The 26,794-nt window shown below is 61.4% G+C and carries 30 protein-coding genes and 1 tRNA gene; 15 read left to right on the top strand and 16 right to left on the bottom strand.

Annotated features, from left to right (window positions below; all coding sequences use genetic code 11):
• Positions 1-28: 28 nt before the first annotated feature.
• Together BLS13_RS01870 and BLS13_RS01865 are read right to left on the bottom strand one after the other, a co-directional pair.
• A tRNA-Ile gene (locus BLS13_RS01870) sits at positions 29-104 on the bottom strand.
• A gap of 68 nt (positions 105-172) precedes the next feature.
• Entirely contained in the window at positions 173-1,975 is a 1,803-nt protein-coding gene (locus tag BLS13_RS01865; protein WP_256325658.1) for a sensor histidine kinase, read from the bottom strand.
• A gap of 185 nt (positions 1,976-2,160) precedes the next feature.
• Between BLS13_RS01865 and BLS13_RS01860 the strand changes: the two genes are divergently transcribed.
• Positions 2,161-2,637, top strand: a complete 477-nt coding sequence (locus tag BLS13_RS01860; protein ID WP_093449329.1) for an Lrp/AsnC family transcriptional regulator — start codon at positions 2,161-2,163, stop codon at positions 2,635-2,637.
• A gap of 41 nt (positions 2,638-2,678) precedes the next feature.
• Here the strand turns inward: BLS13_RS01860 and BLS13_RS01855 are convergent, their stop codons facing one another.
• The gene (locus tag BLS13_RS01855) at positions 2,679-3,935 is read right to left on the bottom strand and encodes a hypothetical protein (protein ID WP_093449327.1); all 1,257 of its coding nucleotides are present in this window, start codon (positions 3,933-3,935) and stop codon (positions 2,679-2,681) included.
• 200 nt (positions 3,936-4,135) lie between these two features.
• On the opposite strand from BLS13_RS01855, the gene yaaA reads away from it, so the two are divergent.
• From yaaA to gyrA, 3 genes are all read left to right on the top strand, one after another.
• Positions 4,136-4,897, top strand: coding sequence for a peroxide stress protein YaaA (gene yaaA / locus BLS13_RS01850; protein WP_093449326.1), 762 nt, complete (start codon positions 4,136-4,138; stop codon positions 4,895-4,897).
• A gap of 45 nt (positions 4,898-4,942) precedes the next feature.
• Entirely contained in the window at positions 4,943-5,131 is a 189-nt protein-coding gene (locus BLS13_RS20225) for a hypothetical protein (RefSeq protein ID WP_143011843.1), read from the top strand.
• A 117-nt stretch (positions 5,132-5,248) separates the two neighbouring features.
• The gene (gene gyrA, locus BLS13_RS01845) at positions 5,249-8,014 is read left to right on the top strand and encodes a DNA gyrase subunit A (RefSeq protein WP_093449324.1); all 2,766 of its coding nucleotides are present in this window, start codon (positions 5,249-5,251) and stop codon (positions 8,012-8,014) included.
• Between the two features lie 100 nt (positions 8,015-8,114).
• On the opposite strand, the gene BLS13_RS01840 is transcribed toward gyrA, so the two are convergent.
• From BLS13_RS01840 to BLS13_RS01825, 4 genes are read right to left on the bottom strand one after another with little or no spacing between them, the layout of a single operon-like run.
• The gene (locus tag BLS13_RS01840; RefSeq protein WP_093449323.1) at positions 8,115-8,555 is read right to left on the bottom strand and encodes a host attachment family protein; all 441 of its coding nucleotides are present in this window, start codon (positions 8,553-8,555) and stop codon (positions 8,115-8,117) included.
• Between the two features lie 42 nt (positions 8,556-8,597).
• The gene (locus BLS13_RS01835; RefSeq protein ID WP_093449321.1) at positions 8,598-9,002 is read right to left on the bottom strand and encodes a type II toxin-antitoxin system death-on-curing family toxin; all 405 of its coding nucleotides are present in this window, start codon (positions 9,000-9,002) and stop codon (positions 8,598-8,600) included.
• Positions 9,003-9,007: 5 nt separating this feature from the next.
• Positions 9,008-9,253 (bottom strand): AbrB/MazE/SpoVT family DNA-binding domain-containing protein, encoded by a 246-nt coding sequence (locus BLS13_RS01830; RefSeq protein WP_093449320.1) that lies wholly within the window; start codon positions 9,251-9,253, stop codon positions 9,008-9,010.
• Positions 9,254-9,284: 31 nt separating this feature from the next.
• Entirely contained in the window at positions 9,285-9,569 is a 285-nt protein-coding gene (locus tag BLS13_RS01825; protein WP_093449318.1) for a hypothetical protein, read from the bottom strand.
• Positions 9,570-9,589: 20 nt separating this feature from the next.
• Between BLS13_RS01825 and BLS13_RS01820 the strand changes: the two genes are divergently transcribed.
• From BLS13_RS01820 to BLS13_RS01800, 5 genes are all read left to right on the top strand, one after another.
• Positions 9,590-10,717, top strand: coding sequence for a hypothetical protein (locus tag BLS13_RS01820; RefSeq protein ID WP_093449317.1), 1,128 nt, complete (start codon positions 9,590-9,592; stop codon positions 10,715-10,717).
• Positions 10,710-12,098, top strand: a complete 1,389-nt coding sequence (locus BLS13_RS01815; RefSeq protein ID WP_093449315.1) for a cytochrome P450 — start codon at positions 10,710-10,712, stop codon at positions 12,096-12,098. Before BLS13_RS01820 ends, BLS13_RS01815 begins: the two co-directional genes overlap by 8 nt.
• Before the next feature lie 46 nt (positions 12,099-12,144).
• Positions 12,145-13,467: a methylenetetrahydrofolate--tRNA-(uracil(54)-C(5))-methyltransferase (FADH(2)-oxidizing) TrmFO gene (gene trmFO, locus BLS13_RS01810; RefSeq protein WP_093449314.1), complete on the top strand. Its 1,323-nt coding sequence runs from the start codon at positions 12,145-12,147 to the stop codon at positions 13,465-13,467.
• A gap of 3 nt (positions 13,468-13,470) precedes the next feature.
• Positions 13,471-14,700, top strand: coding sequence for an MFS transporter (locus BLS13_RS01805; protein ID WP_093449312.1), 1,230 nt, complete (start codon positions 13,471-13,473; stop codon positions 14,698-14,700).
• Between the two features lie 83 nt (positions 14,701-14,783).
• A complete protein-coding gene (locus tag BLS13_RS01800) occupies positions 14,784-15,629 on the top strand; it encodes a hypothetical protein (RefSeq protein WP_093449311.1) in 846 nt (281 codons plus the stop codon).
• Positions 15,630-15,635: 6 nt separating this feature from the next.
• Here BLS13_RS01800 and BLS13_RS01795 read toward each other — a convergent pair whose 3' ends face one another.
• From BLS13_RS01795 to BLS13_RS20930, 3 genes are all read right to left on the bottom strand, one after another.
• Positions 15,636-15,887, bottom strand: a complete 252-nt coding sequence (locus BLS13_RS01795) for a hypothetical protein (protein WP_093449309.1) — start codon at positions 15,885-15,887, stop codon at positions 15,636-15,638.
• Between the two features lie 168 nt (positions 15,888-16,055).
• Positions 16,056-16,382, bottom strand: a complete 327-nt coding sequence (gene clpS / locus BLS13_RS01790; protein WP_037522289.1) for an ATP-dependent Clp protease adapter ClpS — start codon at positions 16,380-16,382, stop codon at positions 16,056-16,058.
• Positions 16,383-16,615: 233 nt separating this feature from the next.
• Complete coding sequence (locus BLS13_RS20930) at positions 16,616-17,014, bottom strand: phasin family protein (RefSeq protein WP_256325657.1); 399 nt, start codon at positions 17,012-17,014, stop codon at positions 16,616-16,618.
• Here BLS13_RS20930 and BLS13_RS20925 point away from each other — a divergent pair.
• A complete protein-coding gene (locus BLS13_RS20925) occupies positions 17,013-17,483 on the top strand; it encodes a hypothetical protein (protein WP_256325656.1) in 471 nt (156 codons plus the stop codon). The two genes, BLS13_RS20930 and BLS13_RS20925, sit on opposite strands and share 2 nt — an antisense overlap.
• Positions 17,484-17,674: 191 nt before the next feature.
• Here BLS13_RS20925 and BLS13_RS01780 read toward each other — a convergent pair whose 3' ends face one another.
• Positions 17,675-19,447 carry a PHA/PHB synthase family protein gene (locus BLS13_RS01780; RefSeq protein WP_093449304.1) on the bottom strand — a complete coding sequence of 591 codons (1,773 nt, stop codon included), beginning with the start codon at positions 19,445-19,447 and terminating at the stop codon, positions 17,675-17,677.
• A gap of 154 nt (positions 19,448-19,601) precedes the next feature.
• Between BLS13_RS01780 and BLS13_RS01775 the strand changes: the two genes are divergently transcribed.
• Positions 19,602-20,810, top strand: a complete 1,209-nt coding sequence (locus BLS13_RS01775; RefSeq protein ID WP_093449303.1) for an LL-diaminopimelate aminotransferase — start codon at positions 19,602-19,604, stop codon at positions 20,808-20,810.
• Positions 20,811-20,890: 80 nt separating this feature from the next.
• Here BLS13_RS01775 and BLS13_RS01770 read toward each other — a convergent pair whose 3' ends face one another.
• Positions 20,891-21,157, bottom strand: coding sequence for a hypothetical protein (locus tag BLS13_RS01770; RefSeq protein WP_093449301.1), 267 nt, complete (start codon positions 21,155-21,157; stop codon positions 20,891-20,893).
• 309 nt (positions 21,158-21,466) lie between these two features.
• Between BLS13_RS01770 and BLS13_RS01765 the strand changes: the two genes are divergently transcribed.
• Together BLS13_RS01765 and BLS13_RS01760 are read left to right on the top strand one after the other, a co-directional pair.
• Complete coding sequence (locus BLS13_RS01765; RefSeq protein ID WP_093449524.1) at positions 21,467-21,940, top strand: DUF2721 domain-containing protein; 474 nt, start codon at positions 21,467-21,469, stop codon at positions 21,938-21,940.
• Entirely contained in the window at positions 21,924-22,334 is a 411-nt protein-coding gene (locus BLS13_RS01760; RefSeq protein ID WP_093449299.1) for a DUF4345 domain-containing protein, read from the top strand. The genes BLS13_RS01765 and BLS13_RS01760 overlap by 17 nt, the downstream gene beginning before the upstream one ends.
• 246 nt (positions 22,335-22,580) lie before the next feature.
• Here the strand turns inward: BLS13_RS01760 and BLS13_RS01755 are convergent, their stop codons facing one another.
• From BLS13_RS01755 to BLS13_RS01745, 3 genes are all read right to left on the bottom strand, one after another.
• Positions 22,581-23,120 carry a hypothetical protein gene (locus BLS13_RS01755; protein WP_093449298.1) on the bottom strand — a complete coding sequence of 180 codons (540 nt, stop codon included), beginning with the start codon at positions 23,118-23,120 and terminating at the stop codon, positions 22,581-22,583.
• Positions 23,121-23,183: 63 nt separating this feature from the next.
• A complete protein-coding gene (locus tag BLS13_RS01750; protein WP_093449296.1) occupies positions 23,184-23,912 on the bottom strand; it encodes a hypothetical protein in 729 nt (242 codons plus the stop codon).
• A gap of 137 nt (positions 23,913-24,049) precedes the next feature.
• Positions 24,050-24,637: a hypothetical protein gene (locus BLS13_RS01745; RefSeq protein WP_093449295.1), complete on the bottom strand. Its 588-nt coding sequence runs from the start codon at positions 24,635-24,637 to the stop codon at positions 24,050-24,052.
• A gap of 117 nt (positions 24,638-24,754) precedes the next feature.
• On the opposite strand from BLS13_RS01745, the gene BLS13_RS01740 reads away from it, so the two are divergent.
• Positions 24,755-25,375, top strand: coding sequence for a YdeI/OmpD-associated family protein (locus tag BLS13_RS01740; RefSeq protein ID WP_256325655.1), 621 nt, complete (start codon positions 24,755-24,757; stop codon positions 25,373-25,375).
• 40 nt (positions 25,376-25,415) lie between these two features.
• Here BLS13_RS01740 and BLS13_RS20220 read toward each other — a convergent pair whose 3' ends face one another.
• Positions 25,416-25,604 (bottom strand): hypothetical protein, encoded by a 189-nt coding sequence (locus tag BLS13_RS20220; protein ID WP_143011842.1) that lies wholly within the window; start codon positions 25,602-25,604, stop codon positions 25,416-25,418.
• A 221-nt stretch (positions 25,605-25,825) separates the two neighbouring features.
• Here BLS13_RS20220 and BLS13_RS01735 point away from each other — a divergent pair, with 221 nt between their 5' ends.
• Positions 25,826-26,791 (top strand): NAD-dependent epimerase/dehydratase family protein, encoded by a 966-nt coding sequence (locus BLS13_RS01735; protein WP_093449523.1) that lies wholly within the window; start codon positions 25,826-25,828, stop codon positions 26,789-26,791.
• The last annotated feature ends 3 nt before the right edge of the window (positions 26,792-26,794 follow it).

Genomic DNA, 26,794 nt, shown 5'->3' with positions numbered 1-26,794 from the left:
CAGGCGACAGACCTCGAAGTATTCATGCTGGTGGGCCCGGAGGGACTCGAACCCCCAACCTAGCCGTTATGAGCGGCCAGCTCTAACCGTTGAGCTACAGGCCCCAACCAGCGTCGCGGCGATAGCGGACGATGGACGCCGCTGGCAAGCCAAACGTCTCAGCTTCCGGCCTCTAACGATTGCCATTGAGCGCCTGCGCAGTACCATCGCGCAACGGCAGCGACAGGTAGAAACGCGTCGAATCGATCTCGAGCATCCCCCCACATGCCAGGGCCAGATTGCGAATCAGGCGCAGCGCGAAACCAAGGCCCAGCACGGGCGCATCGGGCCAGTTCCCGCCGGGATTGTAACCCGGATCGAGCAGCATTTTCTCGTCCCGCCCGGCAAGCGCCCTGGGCCGCACGACCGTCATCAGCAGTCGCTCCGAACGTCGCGGATCGCGTTGCAGATCGATGCAGATTCGCTCGCCTTCCGACGACATGGCAATGGTCGCAGCCAGCATCCGCGATAGCATCCGTTCCACAGTCGCGCTGTCAGCCGCGACAAGCGGAAGCTCCGGATCGATCCGAAACGCCAGATCGCTCGCCCTTTCCCTGGCAGCATCCTCGAAATCGCCGTGCAGCCGCATCAGAATCGCCGCCGCATCAACCGAAGCACCATCATCCGGAGCATCATCAGACCGGGCGATCGCCACCAGATCCAGATCCTCAACAGCGTTCAGCAATTTGCGGCTCTGCTCAAGGATCTCCTGGGCGCGCGAGCGATAGGGCGCCACCGTCGGCTGCCCGTCGATTGCTTCTGAAAAATCGATGATCGCCGCCAGCGGCGTTCGCAATTCCTTGACGAGCTTATGTAGCGAGTCGTTTGGGGCATGCTCAGCAGCGCGCGGCGGCGGTGCACTCACCGCCTTCGCGGTTTCGTCTGCGCGGGGACGGCGCGCGCTTCCCCGATAGCCACCGAACCGGTGATCGCGGCTGTCAAAAAAGGGAACCGCCGAAATGCGCCACTCGCCCGACACAGGCCCGTCGCCGGCGATCGTCAACCGCGCGTCGCGAAACGGGGTGCGGCTGCGATAGGCGCCCGCAGCATGACCATCGACGCCGTGATCGGTCTGGCGCGCGGCGACCGCGATCGTTTCACCCGTCAGCGGCTCGGCCGGCGCGCCCTGAACACGGCAGATGACGCCATCGATCCCGGTTTCAAACCGGAAACTCTCCACCACCGGATGATCGGCCTCATCCCGATAGGACAGATCAGGCTCGAAAGACGGCGCTTCGGTTGCCCGATCGGATCCGGCATTCGGCAAGTGGCGAGCTCGGAAAGTCTCGATCCGGGACAGCAAATCGCGAATCTGGGTCTCACTCTGTATGGGGACGAGACTTGGCGCCTCGGCCAACAGGTCCTCCTGCTCAGGAGGCGGCATGACCGGCTCGGGCTGAGGCTCTGGCTCGACAGGTGCTGCACAAAGCGGCTCCACACCTGCAACAAGAGGTGCCACCGCCTCCTGCGTGGACGTCGGTCCGGAGATCAGAAAATCGGTCGATCCGAAATGCTCGAGCGCCTTTGCAATTGTCTCGCCCAGATCCCGGCGATTGCGCATCAGGTTGCGGGCGCTCGGCGAAAGCCGCGGGAGCAGCGCCAGCCACTGATCTTCATACAGCAGCACGCCGCCCAGCGCCGGGGCCGCGATATGCGGCAAATCCTCGGCGAACAGCAGGATCAGTTCGGGGGGCACGCGACGTCCCACCAGCGCCCGCCCTGCCGACTGTCGCACCGTGACCGGAATTTCGGGGCGGATCGAACGCAGGAAGTTATACGCATCCATCGCCCGCGGCGCGTCAACCAGCGGATCATCGACATGATGACCGCGCCCTTGTGCCAGCACGTCCACGACCTGGCGCCACATGATCGCCCGCGCCTCCGCAGTAGGTGCAGGCTGAGCAAGCAATGTCGCAAGCATGTCGTCGAACCGCAAAAACCGGTCTCCGCCCAAAAAAACCAGTCCACGCGCCATCGCGCGGCCCGTTTCCCCTCTGTTTCATGATAGTTCGCATCGATGCCCACGAAAAGGGTCATTGCAAGAAGGTGCACCCGCTATTTTTATTGCAGGGATTAGAAATATAATTATAAATATACCGCTAGTTTTGAAGGGTTCGTAATATGGCTGCGGCGTCGCTTGATCAAATCGATCGTACCATCCTCCACGACCTTCAGGAGGACGGCCGGATAACCAATGTCGAACTTGCGCGCCGCGCCGGATTGACGGCCCCGCCCTGCCTTCGTCGCGTCCGGTCGCTCGAGGAAGCCGGCGTGATCGAGAGCTACCACGCCAAGCTGAATGCCGCCGCCCTCGGTTATGGCATCATGGTTTTTGCATTGGTTTCATTACGCAGCCAAGCCGAGGACGATCTTCGCCTGTTCGAGGCGCATGTCGCCGGGCTTCCCGAAGTGCGCGAATGCCACATGCTGAATGGCGAGATCGACTTCATCCTGAAAATCGTCGCGCACGACCTCCAGGCCTTTCAGCTTTTCCTGACATCGAAGCTGACGACGGCCCCCAATGTCGCGAGCGTCAAGACATCGCTGACGATCAGGACATCCAAGGACATACCAGGCGTACCCGTCGATAATCGCTAAGAAGCGGTGGAGGGCGACGACGGCCGCCGCCCTCGTCGGGATCAAACGGCAGGGTGATCGAGCAGCACCAGCCAATATTTCGCAATATTCGCCTCAGGCCCGCTCACCGCACTGAATGCGGCCTTCGCAGCATCCTTGTTGCCGGACTGGGCCAGCGCCATGCCCATGCGCAGGTTGGCGACACCCGCGTCCGCTCCAGACTTCGTCAGCGCGATCTTGTACATATCGGCAGCCTGCTGGAACTGGCCATAGCCATAATAAACGTCGCCCGTCGCAAGAACGGACTTGAAGGTTGCCTTCGAACCGTTCGCTGCCGCATCAGCCCCCTTCAACGATGCCTTGTCGGCCGCGATCTTGGGTTCGGACAAAGCCAGTATTTCGCGCGCATTCTGGCTGGTTGCCGTGTTGACCTTGCCAGCCGCGATGCCTTCCTTGAGGACCGACACGGCTTCGTTCGGATAGCGAAGATAGACCGCCAGCGCATAATCGACATAATTGGACTGGGCCGAAATCTGCAGCGCGCCGGCGTAGCGGGCAAGGCGCAGCAGATCGAGATCAGGATCGCCCGTCAGCGCCGCCGCCTGGCGATAGATGAACAGCGAATCATGCCAGTTCTGCTTGGCAGGATAGGCTTTCAGCCAAGCCGTAGTGATGTTGACGAAAGGTTCGACCAGCTTGCCCCGCGATGCGATGTCCGCGCCGCGCGCATACCATTCGGTGGGCACGGTCTGCCCGGCGGCAATCTTCGCGTCGATGAACTTCTGCAGCGTGGCAACCGATCCCGCAGCATTCCCGTTGCGGGCCTGCGAATCAGCCAGCTTGGCACCGATATCGGGGTCGGTGCTGCCGGCCGCGGCCGCGTTCTGATATGCCTGTTCCGCCTTGCGATAATTCTTGTCCTGATAGGCAAAATCGGCCTGATAACCGTAATATTTTGCCTTATCGGCGTCTGCAACGCGGCCTGTCGCGATCACGGCATCAAGTGCCGCCACCTGCTTGGCATGATCGCCGCCCTTGATCGCGACGTTCAGCGCGATCTGGGCCGATACGAACGTGTCATCGGGGGTTTTGGAGGCGGCTTGTGCCGCCGCGACCTGAGCCTCTGCTCCTGGAATATCGTTCTTGCCGAGCGCCACCTGCGCCGCGGCAAGCGCTTTTCGCACATCGTCGCTCAGCTTCACAGCCGGTGCAGCCGCGGCCTCTTCCTTCTTCTTCGCGAAGGCGGGGGTGAACCCGGCCGTCGTCGCAACGCTTACGCCAAGCGCCGCCAGCAGCGCGTACCGGGACGTAACCTTCATGCTTCAAGCCTCCTCATCGCGGCCGGATCTGCGGCCGCCAAAATAACACGTGGATTGACTAATGGCTCCCTTGGTTGCGCACAAGCGCTCCGCATCCTTCCCATGTCATCTTCGCATCTGACAATGCCTTGATGAATGCCGATTGAACCGCCGCGGCCATCGGCTTTGACCCGGCGCGCGCCATTGGTTAGGTCAGGGTCATGATCGCCCTGCTCTCCCCCGCTAAGTCCCTCGACTACAAAAGCCCGCTGCCGCCCGTGGCCGCTACGCGTCCGCGATTTGCCGACGAGGCCCTACATATGGCGTCGGCGGCAGCGAAACTGGGCCCGAAGAAATTGTCCAAGCTGATGGGGATTTCCGACAAATTGGCGAAACTCAACGCCGATCGTTACGCGGGCTTCGCCGAACAGGACGAACGGCCCGCGCTTTATGCCTTCGCCGGCGACGTCTATATCGGCTTCGAGGCGAAAAGCCTCGATGAGCCCGCGATCGACTTTGCGCAGGACCATGTGCGCATCCTGTCGGGTCTGTACGGGCTGCTTCGCCCGCTCGATCTGATCCGTCCCTACCGCCTGGAAATGGGCACGCGCTGGGCGCCCGGGCGCAAGAAGACGCTCTACGCAATGTGGGGCAATATGGTCTCCGACGCGCTGGCCGCCGATCTGCTGCAAGAGGGGTCGGACGTGATCATCAATCTCGCCAGCAAGGAATATTGGCACGTCGTCGAGCAGGCGCCGCCGAAAAACGCCCGCATCATCAGCATCGATTTCCGGGAAAATGGCCCGAACGGTCTGCGCTTCAACAGTTTCGGGGCCAAACGCGCTCGCGGCATGATGGCACGATGGATGTGCGAACATCGCGTAACCAAAGCCGAAGACCTGAAAGGCTTCGACAGCGATGGTTACGGCTATTGCGCCGAGGGCTCGGACGAATCGGTCTGGCGCTTCGTCCGGGCGCTCTGATCGCACGTAAGGAACCCAGCTGCTCCCCACCCGTTGATCGGGCATATGAAGGGACCAGTCGACATGACGATCAAGACCCACGACCCCGATAGCGGCAATGCTGTCCACTTGACGGGCGATGAAGCGCGATCCGGCGCCACACCGCATATGACCCGGGTCATTCTGCCCTGGTCGCTTGGCCTGGTGATCGTCGCATTCATCGCCATAGTGGCTTATTATCTCCTGCACGGATAAGCGCACCCGGCACCGCGGCTACGCCCCACTAGCGCTAGGGCCCCGCATTCGTTAGAGGCATGTTTTCGCGCCGCATCAGCGCGCAGATACAGCCTTTGAACGATACGGAAGACCAACTTGGCCAGCGCACCGCCGTCCATCGAAAACGCCGACATTACCCCGATCTCGATCGTCGACGAGATGAAGTCGAGCTATCTCGACTATGCCATGTCGGTGATCGTCTCGCGCGCACTCCCCGACGTGCGCGACGGCCTGAAGCCCGTGCATCGGCGCATTCTCTTCGCATGCCAGGAGGGCGGCTTCGTGCCCGGCCGGCCGTATCGCAAATGTGCGAAGATCGTCGGCGACGTGATGGGCAATTATCATCCGCATGGCGACGCATCGATCTACGATGCACTCGCCCGGCTAGCCCAGGATTGGGCGATGCGGGTTACCCTGATCGACGGCCAGGGCAATTTCGGATCGATGGATCCGGATCCCCCGGCATCGATGCGCTATACCGAGGCGCGCCTCTCCAAGATTGCGATGACCCTGCTCGAGGATCTCGACAAGGACACCGTCAATTTCCAGCCGAACTATGACGGATCGCGCGAAGAGCCGCAGGTGCTGCCAGCCCGCTTTCCGAACATCCTCGTCAACGGCGCGGGCGGCATCGCCGTCGGCATGGCCACCAACATTCCGCCGCATAATCTGGGCGAGGTCGTCAACGCCTGCAAAGCCTATGTGCTGAACCCCGCGATCACGATCGACGAACTGATCGAAATCGTCCCCGGCCCCGATTTCCCAACCGGTGCCTTCATCCTGGGCCAGAGCGGCGCGCGGCAGGCTTATCATACCGGGCGCGGGTCGATCATTATGCGATCGCGCTACAAGATCGAGGAAGGTCGCGGCGACAAGCGCGCGATCGTGCTGACCGCAATCCCCTATCAGGTCGGCAAAAACGGCCTCGTCGAAAAGATCGCCGATGCCGCCAAGGAAAAGCGCATCGAAGGCGTTTCCGATATTCGCGACGAATCGAGCCGCGAGGGCGTCCGTGTCGTGATCGAATTGAAGCGCGATGCGACCCCCGAGGTCGTGCTCAACCAATTGTGGCGCTTCACGCCGGCGCAGACGAGCTTCCCGGCCAATATGCTGGCGATCCGCGGCGGACGCCCGGAAACGCTGACCCTGCGCGACATGATCGAAGCCTTCGTGAAGTTCCGCGAGGAAGTGATCACGAGGCGGTCGAAGTTCGAGCTGAACAAGGCGCGCGACCGTGCCCACATCCTGCTCGGCCTCGTCATCGCGGTCACCAATCTCGACGAGGTGGTGAAAATCATCCGCGGATCGGCGACCCCGGCCGAGGCGCGCGCGAAGCTGATCTCGCGTGTCTGGCCGCGCGGCGAGATCGAAAGCTATATCAAGCTCGTCGAGGCCGTCGAATCGATCGGCGATTCGGACACCTATCAGCTTACCGATGTTCAGGTTCGCGCGATCCTCGATCTGCGCCTGCACCGCCTGACCGGCCTCGGCCGCGACGAGATCGGCGACGAACTGGCGAAGCTCGCGGCCTCGATCGCCGAGCTGCTGGAAATCCTGGGCAACCGCGTGCGCCTCTATGAGGTGATGGTCGAGGAATTCGATGCCATCCTCGTTGAATTCGCGACACCGCGGAAAACCGAGATCGCGCCCGCCGGCGACGATATCGACGATGAAGATCTGATCGAGCGCGAAGAGATGGTCGTCACCGTCACCCATGGCGGCTACATCAAGCGCACCCCGCTCGAAGCTTTCCGCGCGCAGAAGCGCGGCGGCAAGGGCCGTTCGGGCATGGCGACCAAGGATGAGGATGCCGTCACCGAATTGTTCGTGACCAGCACCCACACGCCGGTGTTGTTCTTCTCGAACCATGGCAAGGTCTATCGCAAGAAGGTGTGGCGCCTGCCTGAGGGCGCCCCGCAGGCGCGCGGCCGGCCGATGATCAACCTGCTGCCGCTCGCCAATGACGAGAAGATCACCACCGTCCTGCCCTTGCCCGAGGATGAGGACAGCTGGGGGGCGCTGCACGTCGTGTTCGCGACCGCGCACGGCAATATCCGCCGGAACAGCATGGACGCCTTCGCCAATGTGCCGACCAACGGTAAATTCGCGATGCGTTTCGAAGAAGATGACTCCGACCGGCTGATCGGCGTCGCCGTCCTCACCGAATCCGACGACGTGATGATGGCGACCCGCAACGGCAAGGCAATCCGTTTCTCCGCCACCGACGTCCGCGAATTCCAGAGCCGGACCTCGACCGGCGTTCGCGGCATCACGCTCAAGGATGGCGACGAGGTAATCTCGCTGTCGATCCTGCGCGGATTCGAAGCGAGCACCGAGGAGCGCGAGGAATATCTGCGCGCGGCGCCGTGGAAGGACAATGACACCACGCCATCGCTGGCACCCGAGCGGATGGCCGAATTTGCGGCCGCTGAGGAGTTCATCCTGACGGTCTGCGCCAACGGCTATGGCAAGCGCAGCTCGGCCTACGAATATCGCCGCACCGGCCGCGGCGGCCAGGGGATCACCAATATCGACAACCTCGCCCGCAACGGCCCGGTCGTCGCCAGCTTCCCCGCGCATAATGGCGAACAGCTTATCCTCGTCACCGATCAGGCCAAGCTGATCCGGATGATGGTCGGCGACACCCGCGTGATCGGCCGCAACAGCGCCGGCGTGCGGCTGTTCAACGTCGCCGATGACGAGCATGTCGTGGGCGCAGCGCGCATCGAGGAAAGCGAGGATGAGGCGGAAGCCGATCTGCGCACCGCGGATGACGTGATGACGCCAGATGTGGCTGCCCCTGACGACGGCACAATCGGCGACGATCTCGCCGATGGCGGCCAAAGCGACCCGGACGCCTGACCCCTATTCCGCCGCTTCAGCGAAGGCTGGACTCCTTCCCCTTCTCTTCATCGTCGAGATTGGAAGGATGCCCGCCTTCGCCGGCTGACGGTTCAGGGGTTCAAAGGGCCTTCAATGCTTCTTCGATCCGATTGATCGGATGGTTGACGAGGTCCTTGTCGACCTCGACCAGGATCCGCGACGACACTTCATTTGTATAATGCCGACGCAATTCCCCCAGTGTGCGGGGTGGCGCGACGATAATCAGTTTCGCGAACTCGCCGTCCTGCGCCTTTCGGCCAAGCAATGCCGCCGAATCGGCAGCGAAACGGTCTTCGGCCTGCTGGTGATAATCGGTTTCCTCAACGGTGCTGCGGCGGCCGCCTACGCTCGACACCGCCACCGTGGGAGCATCGGATTTCAGGTCGCGATCCGGCAAGTCTTCATGACTGCGATGGCTCTCCACGATGAAATGCGGGAATTCAGCGTCACCTTCATTGCGCAAAAACAGCGACTTTCGGCCATCAGCGACGACGACGAGGACATCGTGGGCAATGCGCATCACATTCTCCTTGGGTTCGATCGAAGGAGAACGTGCCGGGCATCACATAGGTTGCGGATCACCCGAAACGATCCGTTGGCGGAACCAGACGGCAAGTTCATCCTCCGCCAGCTCACCCGCAGCCAGTGCCAGGAACGCGACGACGAGTTCCGCATCTGTCGCCTCAAGCCGATAGCCATTGAGGATCAAAAAGGTTTCGCTGATCACCGCTGCCGTGCGTTTGTTGCCGTCAACGAATGGATGATTGCGCGCTATACCAAACGCATAGGCCGCCGCCAAAGCCGCAGCATCCGGCTTACCATAGACTGCCAGATTGCGAGGGCGAGCCATGTCACTTTCGACCATATCCGGAGAACGAGTGCCTTCTCCCCCGCCGTGTTCCGCCAGATGTTCGCGATGTGCCGCCAGCGCGACTTCAATGGCCACCCAACACCAATCGGGAGACATAAGGATTACTTTGCCAGTTCGTGAAGGGCTTTGCGGCGGCGTTTCATGACGTCGCGCGCAGCCGCCATCTGCTTCTCAAATTCGGGATCATAAACGCGCAATTCGATGCCGTTCGTTCCCTCGCTGACATATAAGGTATCACCCTGCTCGACGCGCAGACGCGCGAGAACGTCTTTCGGCAATACGACACCAGTAGAGTTGCCGATCGCGATCAGCTTCAGCGGCTTGCTCCTATTGGCGGGTTTGTTCATACGGCCGTTATAACAGCAGACCGGGATCCGCTCAATATCGCGAAAAGAGCTTGCGGATCAGTTGCCCGCGCCACGGACGCCCATGATAATTGAAGAAGAACCAGCCGTAGACGCGCGTGAAATAGAGCACTACGAGCGCCAACGGATCACGATTTTCACGCATATGGCGAAACAATCTCATGTCGGCAGCGCAGCGATCGCGCTCGGTTCCGCCGCCATAAATGCCATAGGCATTATCGTGCGCGCGGCATCCGGCATTGCGATTATGCTTCGATCCATCCATGAAGATGCAATATTGACGGTCGCTATCGGCCATGTGGCGAGTAAACAGCGGTAATGCCCGGGTTCAAGCGAAAAATCTTCTATCTCAGCGGTTTCGATCCGCGTGGTCCGCGATTTTACCATCAGCTCTACGAAGAGCAGGCGGCATTGTACGGCGCCAGGGCCGGGCGCGAGATCGTCGTCGGCAAGCGCCGCCGCCAGCCCCCGCATTCGGCGCGCTGGACGATCGAAGACAAGACGGTCGACACCATGACCGACAATGTTTTCCTCGGCTGGGACGATGTCGTCCGCGATCATTGGGTCAAAAATCCGATCGCCCTGCTGTGGCGCTCGATCGTCGCTTATTATAATTTCACCACCCGGGTCGATTGGACCCACGTCATCACATTCCCGCGCGGTGTGCGCTTCGCCTTTTATTATCCCGGCGTATCGGCGGTACTGCTGCCAATCCTGTTCGGACTGCTGCTCTGGTACCCGGCAATCGCCCTGCTCGGCTGGACATGGGGGGCGGTGGCTGCACTGGCGATCGCGGTCGCCGTATCGATGTTCATCGTCCGCAAGATCCAGGGCTTCTGGCTGTTGCGGTTTATCATCTTCAACGACACGTTGGCCGACGAGAGGCTCGATCCCGCGATCGAAGCACGGATGGATGAGTTCGTCGAAGCGATCCGTGCCAGTTTCGACGAGGATTGGGACGAGATATTGTTCGTGACCCACAGCAACGGCTCGATCATGGGCATCCCCATGATGGCGCGGCTGATCGAAACCTGTGGCGGTAACCTCCCTGATCATTTCGCGTTCGTGACCTTAGGCTCGTGCATCCCGCTGATCGGCTGCCGCAAGGACAGCCACCGCTTCGGTAAGCTGCTGGATACGGTCGGCCAGGGGAACTTCCTGTGGCTCGACATCGGATCGATCACCGACGGCGCGTGCATCGCCGGCATCGATCCGTGCGTCGCCACGCCGCGCCCGCGCCGCGCAAACCTGTTCCAGACCAGTCCGCGCTGGTTCAAATATTGCGATCCGGCGACCTATGATGCGCGCCGGCGCAACAAATATGAGGTCCATTTCGATTATCTGCGGACTTTCGATCGGCTGTCGCCGCTCGATTATATCGCGATAAGTTCCGGCGACCGGCCGCTCCGGGCATCGATCGAAGCCTTCAAGGCCGAAAATGGCTGAGCAGAACCACGCCCCCTTGTTCACCCCGCCCTATCCGGTTCCGCACAAGAACAAGTCCTCATTGTTCAAGCGCTTCTTCACCGGCTGGGTGAGCTGGATCCACACGCTGTTCGAACGCAGCTATACGATGAAGATGGGCGAAATCCGGCTTCCGAAGCTCGATTTTTTCATCGTCAACGAGCTCTCGATCGTCGATCGGGTGATGGATGATCGCGAAAAGGTCTTCCCCAAGCATCGCTTCCTCAACGATCTGCTCGATCCGCTGATCGGCAACAGTGTGTTCTCCGCCAATGGCAAGGATTGGGAGAATCAGCGCGAGATGGTGAATCCCGCCTTCGCGCACACCAATCTCAAGCGCGTCTTTCCTGTGATGCGCGACGCCGTCGACGACCTGCTCGCCACGATTGCCGCGATGGACCGAAGCCGGCCGCTCGACGTCGATCCGCTGATGACGCACGTCGCGGCCGATATCATCTATCGGACGCTGTTTTCGGTGAAGCTCGATGCGGAAGGCGCCGACCGCATCTATCATTCTTTCCACCGCTTTCAGAAGAATGTGCAGCCGAGCGCGATGCTACGCATCTACGGCCTGCCGCTGCTCGGCTATCGTCGGCGCGCGATCAAGGCAGCGGCCGAGATCCATGCGGTATTCGCACCGATCGTCCGCACACGCTACGACGCCTGGCATAGCGGCACGGGCACGGCACAGGCCGATATCCTCCAGTCGCTGATGGAGGCGCGCCACCCGGAGACAGGCGAGCCGTTCAGCTTCGTCCAGATCATGGAGCAGGTATCGACGATCTTCCTCGCCGGCCATGAAACCGCCGCGAGCGCGATGACCTGGGCACTCTATCTATTGTCCGAATGCCCGGACCTGCAGGATGCGCTTAACACCGAGATCGACCGCGAGACCGGGAACGCGCCGATCGCGTTCGAGCATCTGCGCGGGATGGATGGCGTCCGTAACCTGTTTCGCGAGACCTTGCGGCTCTATCCGCCGGTCAGCTTCTTCATCCGTGAAGTGACCAAGGCAACGACGATGCGCGACAAGTCGCTCGATCCCGGCGCGATGGTGGTGATTTCGCCCTGGCTGATCCAGCGCAACCGCGACAATTGGAAATGCCCGCACAGCTTCCAGCCAGACCGGTTCGACGACCCCGAAGAGGCCGAGGCCTGCAAACATGCCTATATGCCGTTCGGCAAGGGCCCAAGGATCTGTGTCGGCGCGGGTTTCGCGCAACAAGAGGGGATGCTCGTGCTTGCAAGCATGCTTCGGGCGTTCCGGCTGAGCTATCCGCCGGTTGCCCGGCCGGAGCCGGTGAGCCGGCTGACCTTGCGGCCACGGCATGTGATTCGACTGATATTCGAATCCCGCGCCTGACGAAGATCGGTTCACCTTGCCCGCGCGATCCCGTACAGCGCGCCATATGACGCATCAGATTCACATCATCGGCGGCGGGCTCGCCGGTTCGGAAGCCGCCTGGCAACTCGCCGAAGCCGGCATCCGGGTTCGCCTGTCGGAAATGCGCGGTGTCGAAGGCACGCCTGCACACCAGACGGATCATCTCGCCGAACTGGTCTGCTCGAACAGCTTTCGCTCCGACGATCCGAACAACGCGGTCGGCCTGCTTCACGCCGAAATGCGTGCGCTCGGCTCGCTGATCCTGCGCTGCGCCGACGCGCACAAGGTGCCGGCCGGCTCGGCGCTGGCGGTCGATCGCGACGGCTATTCGGCGGCTGTCACCGCGGCGATCGCGGGACATCCGATGATCGATCTCGTCCGCGAACGGGTCGATACGCTGCCGACCGACACCCCCGTAATCGTCGCCACCGGTCCGCTCACCGGCGCCAGCCTTGCCGGCGCGATCGGCGATGCGACCGGTGCCGACGCGCTCGCCTTCTTCGATGCGATCGCGCCGATCGTCCATGCCCACAGCGTCGACATGGATGTGGCCTGGATGGCATCGCGCTGGGACAAGGGCGAGACCAAGGATTACATCAACTGCCCGATGACCAGGGAGCAATATCTGGCCTTCCATCAGGGACTGATCGATGGCGAAAAGGGCGAGTTCAAAGATTGGGAAAAGGATACGCCCTATTTCGATGGCTGCATGCCGATCGAGGTCATGGCCGAACGCGGCGTCGACACGTTGCGCTACGGGCCGATGAAACCGGTCGGCCTCGACAATCCTCGCACCGGGCGCTGGCCTTATGCCGTCGTCCAGCTACGGCAGGATAATGCGCTGGGCACGCTATGGAACATGGTCGGCTTCCAGACCAAGCTCAAACATGCCGAGCAGGTCCGCCTGTTCCGCACCATTCCGGGGCTGGAAAATGCTGAATTCGCGCGCCTGGGCGGCCTGCATCGCAATACCTTCATCCAGTCGCCAAAGTTGCTCGACGGCACCCTGCGCCTGAAATCGCGCCCGCAGATCCGCTTCGCCGGACAGATCACCGGCTGCGAAGGCTATGTCGAATCCGCGGCGATCGGCCTTGTTGCCGGGCGCTTCGCAGCGGCCGAATTGCTGGGCCGGACGTTCGCGCCGCCACCGCTGACGACCGCGCTCGGCGCGCTGCTCAACCATATTACCGGCGGAGCGGACGCCGAGACCTATCAGCCCATGAACGTCAATTTCGGCTTGTTCCCGCCGCTGGAAGGCGCGCGCGGCGGTCGCAAGCGCAAGGGCGACCGCAAGGCGATGATGGCAGACAGGGCGGGCGAAGCGTTGCGCGAGTGGATGGCGGCTTAAGCCATGGCTACGATAGACAAGGCCGCAACCCGGCAAAGCGACAACCGACCGGTATTCGCCGTCCTGATCGCGATCAGCTTCTGCCATTTGATCAACGACATGATGCAGTCGCTGCTCCCCGCAATCTATCCGGCCATCAAGACAAGCCTCAGCCTCAGCTTCGGCCAGATCGGGCTCGTGACGTTGGTTTATCAGGTGACGGCATCGATATTGCAGCCACTGATCGGGCTTTATGCCGATCGGCGGCCGATGCCGATGGCATTGCCCATCGGAACGCTCTTCTCGCTCTCGGGGCTCACCGTCCTTTCGGTGGCGCATGCTTATCCCGTAGTTCTGATCGGCGGCTCGTTGCTCGGCATGGGATCGTCGGTATTCCACCCCGAATCGTCACGCGTCGCGAGGATGGCAGGCGGGAACCGGCATGGACTGGCGCAATCATTGTTCCAGGTCGGCGGCAATGCGGGCCAGGCGCTCGGGCCGCTCGCCGCCGCGATCGTCGTGGTGCGCTGGGGGCAATCGAGCGTCGCCTTTTTCGCGTTGCTCGCTCTGCTGTCGGGCGCGATCCTGTGGAATGTCGGCATATGGTACAGGGACCATGGGCTCGAACGCTTGCGCGCCGGCCGCAAAGCCGTTGCGGCGACGCCGTTGCCTGGCCGCACGGCCCGGCGCGGTATTGCCATATTGCTGGCGCTGATCTTCTCGAAATATGTCTATCTGAGCAGCATCACGAGTTACTTCACCTTCTACCTCATCCAGCGTTTCGGCCTTTCGGTACAGAATGCGCAGCTTCACCTGTTCGTCTTCCTTGCAGCCGTCGCGGTCGGGACGATCGTCGGCGGCCCGCTGGGCGACAGGTTCGGTCGCAAATATGTGATCTGGTTCTCCATCCTCGGCACGCTGCCATTCACGCTGATGCTGCCGCATGTCAGCCTGTTCTGGACGGGACCGCTTACCGTGATCATCGGCCTGATACTGGCGTCGGCGTTTCCGGCGATCGTGGTGTTCGCCCAGGAACTCGTTCCGGGCAATGTCGGCATGATCTCGGGCCTGTTCTTCGGCTTTTCGTTCGGAATGGCGGGAATTGGCGCGGCGGTGCTGGGATGGATCGCCGACCGCGCGGGCCTGGCCACAGTTTATCAAATCTGCGCTTTCCTCCCGATGCTCGGGCTGTTGTGCGCCTTCTTGCCGAATATCGAACGGAAACATCCGGCCGGGCCCGGCATTTCCGAATGATCCTGAGCGCATTCTTTCCCGGTACAACGTTTCGTTAACCTGCTCCCCCGATAATATCAGGGCATGAATCCCGTTGCTGCCTCATGACCTGGTCGAGAATTGGCCTGTCCGACTCGGTGAGCGCCGACGTCGCTAGCGCACGCGGCGCGATCAGCCGGGCGGCGCAGGCAACCGGCGTGGCGTTCGGATATCTCTTCAATCAGGCGAAGAGCGAGAGCGGACTCAATCCCAAGGCGCAGGCACAGGGATCGTCGGCGGGCGGCCTGTTTCAGTTCATTGATCAAAGCTGGTTGGGCGCCGTCAAGACATATGGCGCCAAGCATGGGATGGGATGGGCCGCCGATGCGATCCAGCGGCGAGCGGACGGAAGCTGGTCTGTCGATCCTTCTGCACGCGAAGCGGTGTTCGCGCTGCGCAAACAACCCGATGCATCGGCGATGATGGCCGCCGAATTTGCCAGCGACAATGCGCAAGGACTGCGAGGCGCACTCGGCCGCCCCGCCAACGGCACCGATCTCTATTTCGCGCACTTCCTGGGCCTTGAGGGTGCAACCAAATTTCTGAAAGCCGCCGACGCAAACCCGGGTGGCAGCGCTGCCGCCTTGTTCCCGCGCGAAGCGCGATCCAATCGATCGATCTTCTTCGACGAAGCGGGATCGGCTCGCTCGCTCGGACAGGTCTATGCGCTAATGGGACGCAAACTGGGCGGCGATGCCTCCGCTCCGTCGGCCCCTGCTGCGCTTTCGCCGGACCGGCTGCGGCTCGCTTATGCCCGGGAAGTGTTCGAAGGCGACGGCAAGGCCACCCCCTCGAGCAGCGACATGCTCACTATGCTGGGCCAAAGGGCGAACATCCTGCGGCCGAGCCCCGACAACGCGATGCTTGCTTATATGATGGTCGCCAACCCCACAGATGACGAGGTTGGCTGACCCGCATCAGCGATGATAGCGCCGGTGACGATATGAACGATGATGGCCTTTATCGAGCGTATTGACGATCGCGCCGCCGGCAGCGCCGATCAACGCCCCCTGACCGATCGAAAGGCCGGGAATCACCGCACCGGCCACAACACCCGCAGCAGCGCCGATACCCGCGCCGCGCAGGATATGGCCTGCGCTCTGGGCTGACGCGGGCGCCGCAGCCGCCAGAGCCACTCCCATGCCAGCCGCCAAAAATATATTCCTCATGACAGGATCCCTTTTCCGAGCATGTGGCCAAATCTGGCCGACGGTCAGGGTTTATCTCGAGCGGCTTGGAGCAAGGCTGAACAACTTTGTTATCGCAGGTTCATCTCGGAAGGAGCGCGACGCTACGGGCGTCGGAACGCTGGCGCGATGAAGACAAGATCGCCTGTATCAGGCCTTTTCGAGCGTGCATTGAAGGGGGTGCTGATTCTGTCGCGCAAAATCGACGACCTGGCTCACCTTGGTTTCCGCAACTTCATAGCTGAACACCCCGCAGACACCGACGCCCTTCTGATGGACATGCAGCATCACCCGCGTCGCATCTTCGATGTTCATCCGGAAGAATCGCTGCAGGCAGAGGACGACGAATTCCATGGGCGTATAATCGTCGTTAAGCATCAATACCTTGTACGGCGACGGCTTCTTGGTGCGGGTGCGCGTCCGCGTCGCTAGCCCGAGACCGGTTCCATTATCCTCGCCATCCTTACGGGCGGCCATGCTGGTGACGGAGGTCAAGGCAGATCTGTGAATCATTGACGCTATGGGACTCGGGCTCTGGTGCATAAAGCAGGATATGGCACCGCATTGCCATTCGGCAAGAGGTTCCGAAGGCCGATGGCTACAACAGCAGAGAATCGACGGGCGATGGAACCCGGAACAACAAACGACCGCCATCTCCCCCGAGACAGCGGCCGCTTGCGACGCCAATATACGTGAACACTAACCCGCGATCAGAGAGCGGCCGACTTGAATTTTTCTGCGGCAAGCGCGTAACGGCTCGACAAAGGCTGGAACACGTCGCCCGCCAGCTTGATCCAGGCCTCGCTCAGCTTGGACGCTTCCGAAATCGCACCGTCGAAAGACGATTTGGCGAATTCGCTCTGCAACTGGAACAGCTCAGTGGGCGACTTTACGGTCGCCATGCTCTTCATCGCCGCCGACGCGGTCTCGAAGCTCTTCTTGCCATATTCGGCAACTTCCTGGCCGAGCGTTTCGGCGCCCTTGGCAGCCGTCTTCGCGGAAGCGACGAGCGCCTCCATATTGCCCTTGGTGAACTCGGTCAGCTCTTCGCCAACCTTCGTGCTCTTCTCCATTGCGGCTTTCGCGCGATCATTCATTTCAGTGAACATGGTTTTGACCTTCTCAGCAACGGCTTTGGTTGAGGTTGGAATGGGGGTCGGCATCTCGGTTTCTCCTTTTGAGACCGGCGATGTCGCCGCCGGGGCGGGTTCGAGGAGTGGTGACAAGGGAGCAGCCTTCGTCGCCACCTTGATAGCGACGGGTGATGTCGCCTTGATGACGGCAGGCTTGTCGATCTTGCCAGCCGCAACGGGCAAAATTGGCTTGGCGACAATTGGCTCCGATTTCGGCGCTGGTGCAATCGCCTTTGCGGCCGCTTCCGGCTTCGCAGCGATCACCCGCGCAACCGCTTTTGACGCTTTCGGTACCACCTTTTCAGCAATCACCTTTGACGCGGCCAACGGCTTGGCGGGCATAGCGGGTGAAACCGCCGGCTTGGCCGACACGGGCTTGGCAGCAGGTTGCATTGACCGCGCTCCCTTGCCCTTATCCTTTTCGCCTTCAGCCATTTTACCCTAACCCAATCACCTTTGTTGCAATGCACAATATAACAAGCGAGCGCCAAATGCAAGGGTTATTGTGCGCCGCACAATATCGCTTATGCGCCGATTGATTATCCAGATTCCCGCCAAAAACCTCAGATGGCAACACTCGACTCGCAAAATTGTTCCGCAGCTGCAAACCTCTCAGGCGAATCTCAAGCGAACTGTCTATCGCATACGCACATAGCGGCCTGGCGCGTCCTCAATGGCCTTGGCCTTCCCCCGGCCGGGCACGCGCATTCCCTTCGCTGGAACCTTCCCACCTGATCGCGCTTCTATCCACCTCAGCCAATCCGGCCACCAGCTGCCTTTGATCTCCCCGGCGCCGGCAATGAACTGGTCGAGTGTTTCGACCGGATCTGGATTGGTCCAATATTGATATTTGTTCGCCGCCGGCGGATTGACGACGCCGGCGATATGCCCCGACCCGGCCAGCACAAAACGCACGGGACCGCTCAACTGTCGGGTCAGCTTCCAGACGCTGGCAGCCGGCGCAATATGATCTTCGCGTCCGGCCTGCACATAAGCCGGCGTCTCGATCCGCGTCAGATCGATCGGTACGCCGCCGATTGCCAAACGGTTCGGAACAACCATCAGATTGTCACGATACAGTTCCTCCAGATAGGCCCGATGCCATTTGGCCGGCAGGTTCGTCGTATCGCTGTTCCAATAGAGCAGATCGAACTCCGAATAATCCTCTCCCAGCAGGTAATTGTTGATGACGTAGTTCCAGATCAGATCGCGGCCGCGCAACAGGTTGAATGTCGCAGCCATAATACGGCCGTCGATCACGCCGCTTTCCCTCCCGGTCGCAGAAATCAGCTCGATCTGCTCGTCACCGGCGAGCAGGTTGAGCTCGCCGGCCTCGCTGAAATCGACCTGCGCGGTGAAAAAGGTTGCGCTGGCAACCTTCCCCGCCTCCCCGGTCGCGGTGAGATAGGCAAGCGCCATCGCCAGCGCCGTGCCGGCGACGCAATAGCCGATCGTGTGAACCTGATCGACCTTCAGCAGCGAGCGGACGGTATCGATCGCATCGATCTGCCCTCCCAGCACATAGTCGTCCATCGTGACGTCGGCCATGCTGGCATCGGCGGATTTCCAGGAGACAACGAAAACGCTGATTCCCTGTTCGACCGCCCAGCGGATGAAACTGTTCCTGGGATTGAGATCGAGAATATAGAAACGATTGATCCAGGGCGGAAAGATCAGCAGCGGCGTCGCCAGCACGTCGGGCGTCGTCGGCGTATAATGGATCAACTGATAGAGCGGCGTCTCGTGGACCACCTTGCCGGGCGTGGCCGCAATATTGCGGCCGACTTCGAAGGCTTCGGCGTTGGTATGGGTGAGCTGACCGCGGCCAAGGTCCGCCAGCATATGCTCCATGCCTCTCAGCAGGTTTTCCCCACGTGTTTCCACGATTCGCTCGAGCACCACCGGATTGGTCAGCGGGAAATTGGACGGCGCCATCGCCTCGATTACCGTTCGGGTGGCGAATTTCAGCTGTTCGCGCTGGCGCGGATCAAGCCCCTCGAGCGCATCCACGCCCCGCATCCAATGATCGCACAGCAACAGATAGGCTTGCCTGATCAGATCGAAGATCGGCGTCTGCCGCCACTGCTCGGCGTTGAACCGGCGATCCTTGTCGGCGGCGGCGGCAAGCGCCGCATTGCCCGTCGCCATGCCCGTTAGCAAATCGATGCTTTCGGTCATCAAACGGGTCTGATGTTCAGCGACTTTGGCCGGGTCTCCAAACATCGCCGATCGAAAATCGGCGGGGATCGGCATATCGATCCCGGCCTTGCCCATCGCCTCCGCCGCATGCTCCATCAGCATCTGCTGCGCTTCGCCGAAAACTCCCGTCCAGTGCTGAAGATCGGCGAGCGACGGCATTGCGATGGGGCCGACGCCGGATTTGCCCTGATTGTTCTCGCTATCAACCATGACAAAAACCTCCTCTCGAGTTTTTCCAAAAGGCGCCTGCCAATTCGACCATATCGCGCGTATAAGCCCCCGCGGCGGCGCATAGAGATGTCGCCGCTGGTGACAATGGGCCCGTGCCCGGCGAACGCCAAGTCCGAAACCCGAAGGAATCGAAATGTCCGAGGAATTTTACCGCATCAAACGCCTGCCCCCTTATGTCATCGCCGAAGTGAACGCGATGCGGGCCGCGGCGCGAGCGCGGGGCGAGGACATCATCGATCTCGGCATGGGCAATCCCGATCTGCCGCCCCCCCAGCATGTCATAGACAAATTGTGCGAGGTGGCGCGCAAGCCCGATGCGCATGGCTATTCGGCATCGAAGGGGATCCCTGGGCTGCGCAAGGCCCAGGCGAACTATTATGGCCGCCGCTTCGGGGTCGACATCGATCCCGAAACCGAAATCGTTGTGACCCTCGGCTCGAAAGAAGGGCTCGCCAATCTGGCGCAGGCGATCACGGCGCCTGGCGACGTCGTCCTGGCCCCCAACCCGTCCTACCCGATCCATACGTTCGGCTTCATCATCGCCGGCGCGACCATCAGGTCGGTGCCGACGACACCCGATGAGCATTATTGGGAATCGCTTGATCGCGCGATGAAGTTCACCGTACCGCGCCCGTCGGTTCTGGTGGTCGGCTATCCGTCCAACCCGACCGCCGAGGTCGTCGATCTGGCCTTTTATGAGCGGCTTGTCGCCTGGGCGAAGGAAAACAAGGTCTGGGTTCTGTCCGACCTCGCTTATTCCGAGCTCTATTATGACGGGCAGCCGACGCCTTCCATCCTCCAGGTGCCGGGGGCCAAGGATGTCGCGGTCGAATTCACCAGCGTATCGAAAACCTATTCGATGGCCGGTTGGCGGATCGGCTTTGCCGTCGGCAACAAGACGTTGATTTCGGCGCTCACCCGGGTGAAGAGCTACCTCGATTATGGCGCGTTCACGCCGATTCAGGCCGCCGCCTGCGCGGCGATCAACGGTCCTCAAGACATTGTCGAGTCCAATCGGGAGCTCTACAGGCGCCGACGCGACGTGATGGTGGAAAGCTTCGGCCGCGCCGGATGGGACATTCCCTCGCCACGCGCCTCGATGTTCTGCTGGGCGCCGCTGCCGCCGGCGATAAGCCATCTCGGCAGCCTCGAATTCTCCAAACAGTTGCTCACCCATGCCGGGGTCGCGGTGGCGCCCGGTGTTGGCTATGGCGAAGATGGGGAGGGCTTCGTGCGGATCGCGATGGTCGAAAACGAACAGCGAATTCGCCAAGCCGCGCGGAACGTGAAGCGCTACCTCCAATCGATGGGCGTCAACACCGGCAGCAAGAACGCAGGCTGAGGCCCGCGTTCGTCGCATAAGAAAACGGGGACCGGCACTGGCCGATCCCCGTTTTTCTTGTATCACCTGATCTCGGTCGATCAGTTGGCAGCGAGCTGTGCGGCGCCTTCGGGAGCTGCAAACGCAATGGCGTGGCCATTATAGACACCGGCAACGCGCGAGCCCTGAACGCGGAGCGTGAAATTTTCGCCCGTGGACAGATTGCGGCCCGAGATAACCTGATACGAACCAGCCTGCTTCACCTCATAACGATAGCTCACGCCATCGCGGGTGAATTGCTGGGTATCCGCAAATGCCGGCGCGGCGGCGAATACGGAAAGGACGGCGAGAGCAACAAACTTCTTCATTTCGGTCTCCTTTCGAGAAAGCCAGCAGGTCCTCTTATTGTGCACTGCATCATATGCATGCAGCCGAAGCTGGCGATTGATTCCTACGCGATTACGGTTGCATTTTTTGCATTTAGTGTTGAATCGGTATCCATAGAGGCCGATTCCTCGCGCATTTCTGCGAAAAGCACATAATGATTCCCAGCCCGCCATCGGACTTCCGGGGCACAATTTTGATGCATCGCACCAAATTTCGTAGTGGAAAGGGGCCCACCGCCGCATCGCATGGCGCTTGACCACCCGCACAGTGAAGCGCCATCGACGCGCATGATGATCGTACAGCCCATCGCCCTGACCGACATCGCGCACACTATCCAGCTTGCGCTAGCGCCCGTCTTCCTGCTCACCGGCATTGGTTCGATCCTTAACCTGCTGGCCAGCCGGCTCGCCCGGATCGTCGATCGCGCACGCAAGATCGAAGCCGATTTCACGCCGATCGACGATCCGGGCCATACCGATCAGGTCCGCCAGCTTCGCCTGCTCGATAAGCGGATGCGGATCGTCAACACCGCGATCTTCCTGTGCACCACCAGCGCGGTCCTGATCTGCATCGTCGTTGCCGGGCTGTTCGTCGCGAGCCTGCTTGGCCTGGGCTTTGCGCGGACGACGGCCGCGGTCTTCGTTCTGGCGATGCTGGTTTTCATCACCGGCCTGATCCTCTTCCTATGGGAAGTTCGGATCGCAGTGCGTGCCATCCGAATCCGCGACGAATTGCTGGAGCGAGAAATTGACCATCGAACGTAGAGCATTGCAGTTGACCGTCGCGATCGCCTGCCTGGTTCCGTTAACCGCCGGATCGCAGGGAATCATCCGGGGCGTCGCCTATATCCGCGGAACCGCCGTCACCCCCGATCTGGACAGCCACTTCCGTTATCTTTCGGGCATATTCCTCATGATGGGGATCGGGTTCGTCACGACGATTTCCCGGATCGAGACGCAAGGCGCGCGCTTTCGCCTGCTCGGCGCGATGGTGGTGTGCGGCGGCCTGTCACGCGCGCTCAGCTGGGCGTTGGTCGGCGCGCCGAGCGGGGGGCACAAGTTCGGCCTGATGATGGAGTTGGGAGTCGTGCCGATCCTGATGCTCTGGCAAGCGCGCGTCGCCAGGCTTCATGCCGCACCGCAGAAAAGTGGATCGTGACGGATCGAAGCCGCCACATATGAAAAAGGATTGCCGGAGCTTTCGCTCCGGCAATCCCCTGACATGGTCAGCGGCCGGAAGTGCCGGCCCGGGAAACCGTCGGCGCTCCTTAGGAGCGCGTCTCCCGAACGGACTGAACCGACCTCCATGCTGAACCATGAGACATCGGATCACCTCCTTTCGCTACGTTGATGAGAAGCCGAACATGATTCATCCGCACGGCTTGAACAAGTCTTGTTTTACAATTTATTTTCGGCAATCCTCGATCGTTCGCGCCGGCTCGGCCCAGGCTGGCACCACCACCTGCGCCAGCCCCGGCGCAGCCAGCGCAAAACGTCCGCGGCTGAATGCCAGCCGATCGAGCAGCGGATCGTTCGCGGCGAACGTTGCACCAGTCATCGCCACGCCGCCTTCATCGGCCCGTCCGGCCGCAAAATGCTCGCCGCCCGACGAGGTGAAGATGCTGAGTTGCTGCGCACTGCCAGCCAGCATGATCATAACTTGCCGCCTGACCTTGTCGCATCGCACAACGATTATCGGCGCAGTGCCATCAAGACCGTAACGCGCGGCCGATGACTGCCGGCTATCCAGGTAATGCCAGGCGCCAGGCGCCAGCGGCACATCGCGCCAGTCCGCCGCGTCGATCGAGTGCGGTTGCACGATCGGTGGCGGTGCTGTCGGCGGCGACGGCGGCAGCGGTGGCGATGCCGACGGCGTACAGGCCGCCAGCAGCGCCGCGATCGACAGCGTCGGCAGATAGGCACGAGGGGCGGATCGAAACAGCATGCACCGTCCATGCGCGATCGTCCGTGGTAAGAAAACCCTGGCGAGACCTTTTGCGATGAAACCCTAGCGCTTTGCGGCGGCCGCCCCGGCTGCCTTCTCCACTTCGCCGTTTCCCCGACAATCGCGAATGAGCCGCGTCACAGCGCTACCGACCGGGATAGCCACCGTCTGATTCGCCAGCAGTTGGATTTCGATAGTCTTACCGGTGCCGACAAAAGCATCGAAAAACGGATGTTTTGCCGGCAATTTGCTGCTGATCGTCCCATGCCCTTCTTTCGAATAGGCTGCATCCAGCATCAACTTCACCCGGCCGACCCGCACATATTGCTGATCGAAGTTTCCCGGATCGCCGGTGTTTACGGCAATGAACTCGATGACATGCGTGGCCGCGGTACAGGCGAACGCATAGTCCCAGCCACCGCCCTTGCGACTATAGATCGCGCCCGGACCGTCACCGATTTGCGGCACATAATACCAATGATCCAACTGCCGGGCATCGATCGCAGGTGCCGGAGGCGCGACCACCACATCGGCGGGCGCGGCGGCAACGGGTGCCGCCGAGATATCTGCTGCGGCGCCTTCGGGTGCCGGCGCCTCGGCAGGTGCGGGTATCGATGGGGGCGCCGGGTCCGCCAGCGGCCCCTGCTGTGTCTTGTCACCATCGCCACCGCCCGCGATCCGCGCCACCGTGCAGGTGCCCACGAGCAGGCCGAGGGTTCCGACGAAGACGAAACGGCGTCCCCACGATGCGCGCGATTTGCGCGGAATCAGGGTGGGTGGCGGATAGTTCATGTCAATCGCCGCAATTCCGATACGCAACCATACTTGCCCCCCGCAGGACAGAAACCACTGGCAAAGACAGCGCCGCTCCCCGCATCACCCGGTTCCTTAATCGCAATATTCGCAGAAACAACAGCGACCAAAATCGATCAGTCCGCGTTGAACGCTGCAGGATCGAGAGGGACCGGCTTCACATTACCCGTTTCCGTGACATAGAGCTGGTAGGATACGCTCATCCGCTTGACCTCGGTATGTTCGTCATCGTCGATCGTCTCGGTTTTCAGCTTGTCGGTGCCGGGAAGCGCATTGGCCTTGATGATCCGTGTGAATGATCGGCAATCGGCCGCGAGCGCCGGCCCGAACGCATATTGAATGACATATTCGCCATCGGGCACGCCATCGATCAGCATGGTCTCATGCGTCCGGATGAAAAAGCTGGCGGCAAGCTTGCCGGTGTCGGCATGGCGGATCTTGACGAGCGAATCACCGCCACCGGCATTCTCGATCTCGATGCTATGGCCTTCCTTGCCCAGCTTCATGTCGCCGGCAAGCTGCTGACCAGTGGGCGGCGGCGCCACGCAAACGGGTCCGCCGGGATCGGAAGCAGCGGGCGTGGACATGGCGGCATCCGCTGCAGCGATGCCGGCGGCGCGGGTTGCAGCAGTCAACGGCGCTGCCATCCCCGCCACCGCCCATGCAGCGCAGACCAACAGCACGCGCAATTCGCGATCCTTCATTCCCGTCGTCCCCCTTCGCGGCGCTTCGTCGCGCCCATAGACGGTATATTTGCGCCAATATGGTGGAAACGGAAAGCCCTGCCAGCCACCGATACTTGACTCAAGAGGTCAGCCGAGGTGGATATTCGCCGCATGAGTGCAGACCCGAGGATAGATCGCTATATCGAGCAGGCCGCGGCATTCGCGCAGCCCATCCTCACCCAACTTCGCGCGATCATTCGATCCGCCTGCCCGGACGTCGAAGAAACGATCAAATGGGGCCGGCCCAGTTTCAGCTATCGCGGCAAGATCCTATGCAGCATCTCGGCGTTCAAGCAGCATGCTGCGCTGTCTTTCTGGCAAGGCGAGCGCGTGACGAAAGGCGCCGAAATCCGGGGAAACCAATCGGCCATGGGCCAGTTCGGCAGGATCTGCAGCCTCGACGACCTGCCTGACGCGGCCAGCCTGAACGGCATCGTCGTTGCAGCCATGGACCTGATCGATTCCGGCGAGAAAGCTCAGCGCCCGATCAAACACCCCAGACCGCCGGCCGAGCCGCCCGCGGATCTCCTTGCGGCGATGGCCGCATCCCCCGCGGCCCGCGCAACATATGATGCGTTTCCGCCCAGCCAGCAGCGCGAATATATAGACTGGGTGAGCGAGGCAAAACGTCCCGAAACACGGCGGCGGCGCGTCGAACAGGCGGTCAGCATGCTGGCCGAAGGCAAGAGGCGCAACTGGAAGTACGAGAACTGCTAGCAGCGCGGCGGGGAGCTATTCGGTCAGAACGCGCGCCGATTTAACGGCCACGTCGGTGCAGGTCCTGCCCCTGGTCGTATTGCACATTGGCTCCGCCCTTGGGCGTACCCCCCAGATCGGCAAAACGCGTATCGGCCACAAAGCGGCTCAGATCCCGCCAGGCTTCAGCACCGGCAAAGGAGGCAAAACTCCCTGACTGCAATGCCGTCGAGCGAAGGTGATTTGGCATGTCACTTCCCCTGCACTATCCGCCCGTTTTTTCGAGCGGTCCCTGATTTGAAAATCATATACCTCTCCCGCGCAATTGTATCGCAATATTTCATCTCGAGATGAGGCATATATTGGCCTTGTGCACATCATTTCATGCGCAATCGATCCGGTGGACAGGCCCGCCTTGGCGTTTCGGCAATTGACGACCACCGCCAGCTCGGCCATCAACTCAAAACAACGATGCGCTTACTTCTCACCGGTTCCTCGGGATGGCTGGCCCGTTTCCTCGCAACCCGCCTGCGCGCCAGCGGCCATGATGTCCTGGGCATAGACGTTGTGCCGGGGGCAAACACGGATATCATCGGGTCGGTGGCCGACAGGCTGCTGATTGACCGGACGTTCGGCGACTATGGGATCGAGGCCGTCATCCACGCCGGAGCGCTGCATAAGCCTGATATCGCCCGCTTTGCCGCACAGGCATTTATCGATGTCAACGTCACCGGTACGCTCAACCTGCTCGAGGCCGCAGCCGAGGCGGGTCATGACCGGTTCCTCTTCACATCCACCACATCGCTGATGATCACCGACGCGATCCGGGATGAAGCCGGGCCATCCGCGATCTGGCTGGACGAGGATTTCGGGCCGCTCGCGCCACGCAACATTTACGGGGTGACGAAGCTCGCGGCCGAGGGGCTGTGCCGCCTCTATCACCGCGACCATGGCCTCGCCTGCATGATCCTGCGCACCGGACGCTTCTTCCCAGAGGACGATGACACGATCGATGCGCTCGACGGTCCCAATTTGAAGGCAAACGAATTCCTTAACCGGCGCCTGACCGTGGAGGATGCGGCCGAGGCACATCTGCTCGCGCTCGATCGAGCGCCGGCGCTCGGTTGCGAGACGTTCGTCCTGTCCGCGCCAATCGCCTTTGCGCGCGGCGATGGTCCCGCACTCAAACAGGATGCGGCGGCCGTCATCGCCCGATATTATCCGGAAGCGGCAGACCTTTATGCCGCGCGCGGCTGGCGGCTACCGGCCAGCATCGGCCGCATTTACGATCCCGGCCGCGCCGAACGCTTGCTGGGCTTTCGGGCGCGCACCGATTTTGGCAGTATCCTCGCGGCGCTGCGTGATGGCCGCCCCCTGCCCTTCGCACATGATCCGGGGTATGTTTCACCCGTCACCCGCGGGGCCCGCCCGGTCTGAAAG

The organism is Sphingomonas sp. YR710 (assembly GCF_900101455.1).
In the GTDB taxonomy this organism is placed as follows: domain Bacteria; phylum Pseudomonadota; class Alphaproteobacteria; order Sphingomonadales; family Sphingomonadaceae; genus Rhizorhabdus.
This window is presented reverse-complemented; position numbering and strand designations above follow the sequence as displayed.